Genomic DNA, 558 nt, shown 5'->3' with positions numbered 1-558 from the left:
CGGTGAGATCAGCGGGCGCGCGTTCAGCCTCGCGGATGTGGTGGAGTTCCTGCGCCGCGCCGGCCTGGACCCGATCGAGGACACGGACGTCGTGGCCGCGGGCTGGATCGAGTGGCGCGGCGGCGGCCCGCTTGTGTGGGAGCACTGACCCGCGCGCTCAGTCGCGGTAAAACGGCGACGCCTCGCATTGGCTCATCGTACAGATCACCCTCTCCTCGCCCGGCTTGTCCGGGACGGGGGCGAGGCGGAGGCTGTAGCAGCCGCACTCGGGGCATGGGTCCTTAGAGCCGGGTTTGGTCGTCATGAGCCAGGTGTTGAAGGGTGCCGGCTTGGGCCACCGCTCGCGGTCGGGCTGCTTCCTCGTGGCTATCCACTGTTTGAGGTCGGTGATGATCTCGTCGTCGGCAAGCTGGTCGGTTTCGGGGTCGCGTCGGACGACGGCGATGAGGCGGGTGCCGTCGTCTTCCTCGCGGATGACGGTGCGGTAGTCGTCGCTTTCGGCCATGGCTGGTTTCCCTCCCCTTGGGGTGAGGGTTCAGGGTGCGCCCGGGGTCGGTG

The 558-nt window shown here is 68.6% G+C and carries 1 protein-coding gene; it reads right to left on the bottom strand.

The features are described 5' to 3' along the window. Positions 1-157: 157 nt before the first annotated feature. Positions 158-505 (bottom strand): hypothetical protein, encoded by a 348-nt coding sequence (locus tag CCN44_RS41320; RefSeq protein WP_086704351.1) that lies wholly within the window; start codon positions 503-505, stop codon positions 158-160. Between the last annotated feature and the right edge of the window lie 53 nt (positions 506-558).

Source organism: Streptomyces tricolor, from assembly GCF_002155905.1.
Taxonomy (GTDB): domain Bacteria; phylum Actinomycetota; class Actinomycetes; order Streptomycetales; family Streptomycetaceae; genus Streptomyces; species Streptomyces tricolor.
Note: the sequence above shows the minus strand (reverse complement) of the source record. Positions and strands in the feature narration are given on the sequence as shown.